Here is a 6,276-nt window from a genome sequence, read left to right as displayed (position 1 = left end):
AGTTATAAGATGTTCGGGGAGAGAAAAGGGAAATATACCTCACTGATCACCTTCATTGAAGAATTACTGCCGGTTACCGACGTGATACCCTCTTTTACGATCTTCTGGATCCTGTTCGACTTTCTGGGTCTGGGCAAAGAGAAGAGCCATTTAGGGAATACTCCGGATGCCAATTTCGCAAAACTGCACCGGTAAATATAAAGTTCACTAAATAATTACTCATGAATTACAAAAAAGGGCTCGTCGTTTTAACGATTCTATTTTTATTACTTTCCTGCTCCTCCGGAGTATCGAACGAAAAAGGGAACTCACTGCTGTGGAAAATATCGGGGAACGGGCTGGAGAAACCCTCTTATCTTTTCGGTACACATCACCTTGTGCCGATCTCCTTCCTGGATAGTATCCACGGAATTGACGCTGCTTTTGAAGAAACGGAACAGACAGTGGGTGAACTCGATATGGGCAATATGACAGAAATGCAGAGGAAGATCATGGGCGAAGGCCTCATGCCCCCGGAAGTAACCTACCAGACACTGTTTTCTCCTGAGGATGCGGCACTGCTGGACAGCATGCTCCACGCCCTGGTAGGGGTTGGTCTCAATCAATTGGGACAACTTAAACCGGCAATGCTGTCCAATTTGATTTCCCTCTCCCTCTATCAGCAATATTATCCTTCGGTAACTTCGGAGAAGAATCTGGATCAATATTTCCAGGAAGAGGCGCTGAAACGTTCGCGTCCTGTGATGGGTTTGGAGACAGCCGAAGATCAGATCGACGTACTGCTGAATTTACAGTCATTGGAGCGTCAGGCCGAGATGTTGATCTGTATGGTAAAACATCCGGGACTCTTGAAAGAGCAGATGGATGAATTTCAGGCAGCTTACCATGCGCAAGATATCGAAACCCTGCACCAGTTGTACGAAAAGGAGACACCCGATGATCCCTGTCCCTCTACGGAAGAAGAAGACAATGCGCTGAACGGTGACCGCAACCGGAAATGGTTAGAAAAATTACCGTCTGTCATGGAAGAAAAATCCTCATTTATTGCCGTCGGATGCCTGCATTTACCAGGTGATGAGGGACTGATCGAAGGATTACGAAAGTTGGGATATAACGTAGAGGCAGTAAAGAGATAGTAAAAAGCTAAGATTCTGGGAAAAGTCGTTATTTCCCGGATATCAAAAACAATAATTATAAAATAGCAGAGCCCCGTACAATACCGGGCTCTACTATTTTGAGGTCAATTCAGCATTGGCCCAAATTATTTATAATTTCTTCAATCCTTTGGTTTGTGCTTTGTCCGTTACCGGAAACAGGCTGATGGCAAAACCACCTCCCGGGACGGAAGCCTGATTCAATCTGGATTTACTGGTTACTACTACCTTGCGGATAGTATATGCCTGCGGGTTGGTTTTATAATCAGCATCTTTGGCATCAGCATAGATCGTGGCAACATATTGCTTGCCCGGATCCAGAAAATCGAATGCGATTTTAGAAGTAAACGGGTTGTTCCCCGCAGTATTGCCGACGAACCAGTTATCTATGCCTTTGGCTTTTCGGGCAACGGTAATGTATTCTCCCGGTTCGGCTTCGAGGTATATGCTTTCATCCCAATCCAATGCTACGTCTTTGATGAACCGGAAAGCATCGGGGAATCGTTCGTAATTTTCCGGCAGGTCGGCCGCCATTTGCAGCGGACTGCTCATGGTGACGTACAGTGCCAGTTGGTTGGCGATGGTCGAATTACAATGCGACTGGTTGTTGGGGTTAAGTTTTGATATATCCATTCCGAAAATACCCGGGGTATAGTCCATCGGCCCTCCGATAATGCGTGTGAAAGGCAGCACTGTTACGTGATTCGGCTTGCTGCCGCCAAAGGCCTGGTACTCCGTTCCCCGTGCCGACTCGTTGGCGATCAAGTTGGGCCAGGTTCGGGAAAGACCGGTGGGGCGCACGGCTTCATGCGCATTGACCATGATCTTATACTCTGCCGCTTTTTCAATTGCATACTGGTAATGGTTATTGATCCATTGACTGTAGTGGTTTTCACCGCGGGGAATAATATCGCCCACATAACCGCTCTTTACGGCGGGGTAGTCGTACTTGTTCATCAGTTGGTACGCTTTATGGAGATAGCGTTCGTAATTGCGGACGGAAGACGACGTTTCATGATGCATGATCATCTGCACGCCTTTACTCTGGGCATAGCGGTATATCTCATCTATATCGAAATCGGGGTACGGCGTTTGAAAATCGAACACAAAATCTTTCGAATTGCCGAACCAATCCTCCCATCCGATATTCCAGCCTTCCACCAGTACACCGTCGATCCCGTGCTTTGCTGCAAAATCAATGTATCTTTTCACATTCTCCGTAGTAGCACCGTGCCGCCCGTGCGGCTTCACTTTGGAATAATCCGTCACACCGATATGGACACTTGGCAAATCATAGGTATAGGACCATTCGCTTTTTCCGGTAATCATTTCCCACCATACGCCGACATATTTCATCGGTTTGATCCATGAAGTATCCTCAATCTTGGACGGTTCATTGAGATTCAACGTGATATCGGATGCGAGGATATCGCGGGCATCATCGCTTACGATAATGGTACGCCAGGGAATTGTACACGGGGTTTGCAGATATCCTTTTGCTCCGTTGGCATCGGGTGTAATCCATGACTGGAAGATGAAGTTCCGGTCATCCAGGTTCAGGTGCATGGCTCCATAATTGATCAATGCTGCTTCATGTAGGTTGATATAGATACCGTCGGCTGTTTTCAGTTGCAATGCCGTCTGCACACCCGTGTCTGAAAATCCGGTCTGGGACAGGTTCTCCTGCCTTCCACCTTCGTTGATACCTCTGATTTCCGATAATCTGGAAATATGATAGTCATACTCCTGTGTATCATAATCACCGGGGATCCAGTAAGCCGTATGGTCTCCCGTCATACCGAACTGCGTCAGCTCTTCTTTCACGACAAAATAGACCAGATTCCTTTGTTGGGGAAATTCGTAACGAAAGCCCAGCCCGTCGTCAAACAAACGAAACCGGATAATCATATTACGGTCGGTAGCTTTCTGAGTGAGCGTTACCGCCATCTCATTATAGTGATTGCGGATCTCTTTGGTTTCGCCCCATACCGGCTCCCATGTCTCGTCGAAAGTACTATTCTGCACATCGGACACACTGAATCCGTCGTACAGTGATGTTTGAGGATCTTTCTCCCTATTTATTTCAGCGCCAAACTCCACCTTATCGCTCCCGATCAATTCGAGACCCAATTTACTGGGATTTACTACCGTGTTCCCTTTATATTTCAGGGTATAAACCGGTGTTCCCTGCTGATCGACCGAAAAATTCATCTCCAGATCACCATTCGGCGATCTCAAATCCTGTGCAGTCATGATTCCCGCGATCAGGCAGAAGTGCAATAGAATATATATTTTCTTCATACATTTAAAATTTAGACGCAAGAGCCAAGAATCAAGACACAAGACATGTTAACCATGTTTTTGTGTGAGCATTTGTCTCTTATAGTTCTTTGATACAATTGATTCTTTATTCGCAAGTTTATCAGCAAGAAGTAAGCAGCTAAATATGGAACATGTGAATGGTTTGTGGGGAACCCGTTCGATGAAACAGGCGTAATCTGATAAGCTGTTTGAGCGCAGCGAGTTATTTATCAGATAGCCTGCGAATCGTGAATAGGTCTCAAATCATTCTTAATGAAGTATTTAGCCGCGATCGTGACACCTGCGAAAGTTCAATTAGCTAATATTACAGTTATCTCTTTTCTTTGATCGGGTATTTTCACCCGGCACTCTTTCGATTGATCGCTCCACGACCATTCTATCGACGAGACATCGGTTTCCGCTTTCCGGGCGATGGACGCATCATCCGTTTTTTTGACTGTCTTCCCGTTTACGGTAACCGAACCCGGCATTTCTTCCAGATGACAGACAAGGATAATATTCCTTTTATCCGATTGCCTGAACCCGTTGTCTGACGGTTCCACCACCGTACGGTACCCGTTGGAAAGCGTGGTACAGGTAAACCGGGTCCTGGAAGCAATGTCCCCGAGGTAATCGAGGTTCTCGCCGTCGTCTTCATAGAGTTCGAATTCGGCTGTTTCATCTTCATAATCCGGGAAAATATGGACAAACAGCGGATAGTCTTTCTTTTCGTGGATATATTGCATCACGGGCATCATGGGGATGATGGATCCTTTCTTTACGAACAGGGGGATTACGTTCAAAGGTGTACGATAGGCAATTTGCTGACCACCAAGGTAAACGGTTTTCTTATCGTTAAAATCAATCCATTCGCCTTCGGGCAGATAGAGCCGTTTTACCCGCTCTCCCTTTTTCAGCACGGGCGCCACAAGTAATTCTTCACCGAAGAGGAATTGGTCTTCGACCTTTACGGCTTGTTCATCGTAGGGATACTCCATGAATAGGCCCCTCATAACAGGTAATCCGGTATCATGCGCCTCGCGGGCATAGGTGTACAAATAAGGGAAAAGCTGGTATTTCAGTTCGATAGCTGCTTTACTGTTCTTCTCGGCCACCTCGCCGAACATCCATGGTTCTACGGCATTGTCGCCTTCGTGGTGCACCCGGCTCAGCGGGTTGAATATACCGAACTGCATCCACCGGGTGTATAATTCGGCCATTGCGGGATAATCGCTGATATCGCCGCAATAACCGGAAATATCGGTCGCCCAGAACGGTATTCCTCCCAATCCGGCGGAAATACCCACGGCCACCTGATTCTGTAATTGTCCCCACCCTTCGAGGACATCATTACCGTTCCCGCTATCGCCGCTCCAGCCGAAGGTATAGCGCTGAAGTCCTGCATAGGCCGCTCGGGTCATCTGGAACACCCGTTTGCCGGGATTCCTTTTTTCGAATTGCTCTTTCACTACTTTATCCCAGGTCAGGCCGTATACATTATGGATCTCGTCGTGCATCCCGGTATGGTGCTGCATGTAGAGGCGGTCGGGGTCTTCCTCGTTACTCCATGCCGGCTCGCCCATATCCGTCCAGAAACCATGTGCTCCGTCGTCCAGCGGCTTTTGCTGGGACTCGCCCCACCAGTCGGCTACTTCGGGAATGGTAAAATCAACTACCCCGCAGTTGCCGCCCCATGGCCAGGGCATATCATATGATTTACCGGTACGGACATCCTTTACGAAATAACCGAGCCTGTCGGCTTCTTCCCATTGCTTCTTATTGGCTTGAGAGATCACCGGGTCCTGTGAAAGGATCACTTTAAAACCCTGTTGACTCAATGTAGAGAGCATTTGCTTCGGGTTGGTGTAATTCCCTTTGCGCCATTCGAAATCCTGCAAATACTGGGTCCAGCCGATATCCTGATAAATGATATCGACAGGTATCTCCCGTTTACGGAATTCGGCAGCCACTTCCAGTGCCTGTGCCTCCTTGGTATAAAGGCCACGGCTTTGTGCAAAACCGAGCGCCCACTTTGGCGGCATGATCGGCTGGCCCGTCAGCGTGATATACTGACTCAGGATATCCTTATAATCTTTCCCGAAGATAAAGTAATAGACAAATGCTCCGTCCGGCGCCTCGAACGAGTAATATTCTTCGGATTCCGTACCGAATTTGAATTCGGTCTTGTAGGTATTATCCAGAAAAATACCGTACTGGTAACTGCTCATAAAGAACGGGATGCTCTTATAAAGCGGATCTTCGGTCGTACTGTAGCACGGACGGTCACTGTTCCACATCTTGTATGCCCGTCCGCGGCGGTTGAGCGGCCCGGCCTTTTCACCCAGACCGAAAAATTGCTCGTCGCTACGCAGCATTTTATAGGCTTTTTTCGCTGTTGAGTCCGACACGTGCCCGATCTCCTTAAAATCGCTGAACACCAGTTTTTGCCATTTGTCGAAGATCTGTAACTGCATCGGATTTTTATTCAGCCGGATGCGAAGTTTGGACGTATAGATCTCGTAGCACAACGGTTCATCGTTCACGTTTATCTCCCCTATATCTTCAAGGTCTTCATTGACAACAGCAAACGATCCGTTGTGGCGGACGAATGTCCCGGCAGGGTCAAACCAGACTTTTACGACAGAACTACTAAGAATCTCGAGTGAGAACTTCGATCCGTCATCTGCATTGAATACGATCCTGTTCCCCTCTTTCGTATAAAAGGTAGTCTCTTTCGCTTTGCCGCTTTGTTGCGCGGACAAGGCGAAAGGAATGAAAAGGATAAGCAATAGGATAAATTGTAAATACTTCATCAACTTGT

At 47.4% G+C, this 6,276-nt stretch carries 3 protein-coding genes and 1 pseudogene; 2 read left to right on the top strand and 2 right to left on the bottom strand.

Annotated features, from left to right (window positions below):
* A pseudogene (locus Q0502_RS03430) lies at positions 1-195 on the top strand (hypothetical protein); the annotation flags it as partial.
* A gap of 26 nt (positions 196-221) precedes the next feature.
* Positions 222-1,136: a TraB/GumN family protein gene (locus Q0502_RS03425; protein WP_298647162.1), complete on the top strand. Its 915-nt coding sequence runs from the start codon at positions 222-224 to the stop codon at positions 1,134-1,136.
* A 129-nt stretch (positions 1,137-1,265) separates the two neighbouring features.
* On the opposite strand, the gene Q0502_RS03420 is transcribed toward Q0502_RS03425, so the two are convergent.
* The gene (locus tag Q0502_RS03420; protein WP_298647159.1) at positions 1,266-3,455 is read right to left on the bottom strand and encodes a glycoside hydrolase family 97 protein; all 2,190 of its coding nucleotides are present in this window, start codon (positions 3,453-3,455) and stop codon (positions 1,266-1,268) included.
* Between the two features lie 311 nt (positions 3,456-3,766).
* Positions 3,767-6,268 (bottom strand): TIM-barrel domain-containing protein, encoded by a 2,502-nt coding sequence (locus tag Q0502_RS03415; protein ID WP_298647155.1) that lies wholly within the window; start codon positions 6,266-6,268, stop codon positions 3,767-3,769.
* Positions 6,269-6,276: the final 8 nt, after the last annotated feature.

This window comes from uncultured Proteiniphilum sp. (assembly GCF_937873925.1).
Classification (GTDB): domain Bacteria; phylum Bacteroidota; class Bacteroidia; order Bacteroidales; family Dysgonomonadaceae; genus Proteiniphilum.
The sequence above is the reverse complement of the archived record's forward strand: the minus strand, read 5'-3'. Positions and strand labels throughout refer to the sequence as shown.

What these genes read in the sequence shown, in the direction of transcription:
- Q0502_RS03425 (WP_298647162.1), top strand. Translation starts at nt 222, where the DNA reads ATGAATTACAAAAAAGGGCTCGTCGTTTTAACGATTCTATTTTTATTA.
- Q0502_RS03420 (WP_298647159.1), bottom strand. Translation starts at nt 3,455, where the DNA reads ATGAAGAAAATATATATTCTATTGCACTTCTGCCTGATCGCGGGAATC.
- Q0502_RS03415 (WP_298647155.1), bottom strand. Translation starts at nt 6,268, where the DNA reads ATGAAGTATTTACAATTTATCCTATTGCTTATCCTTTTCATTCCTTTC.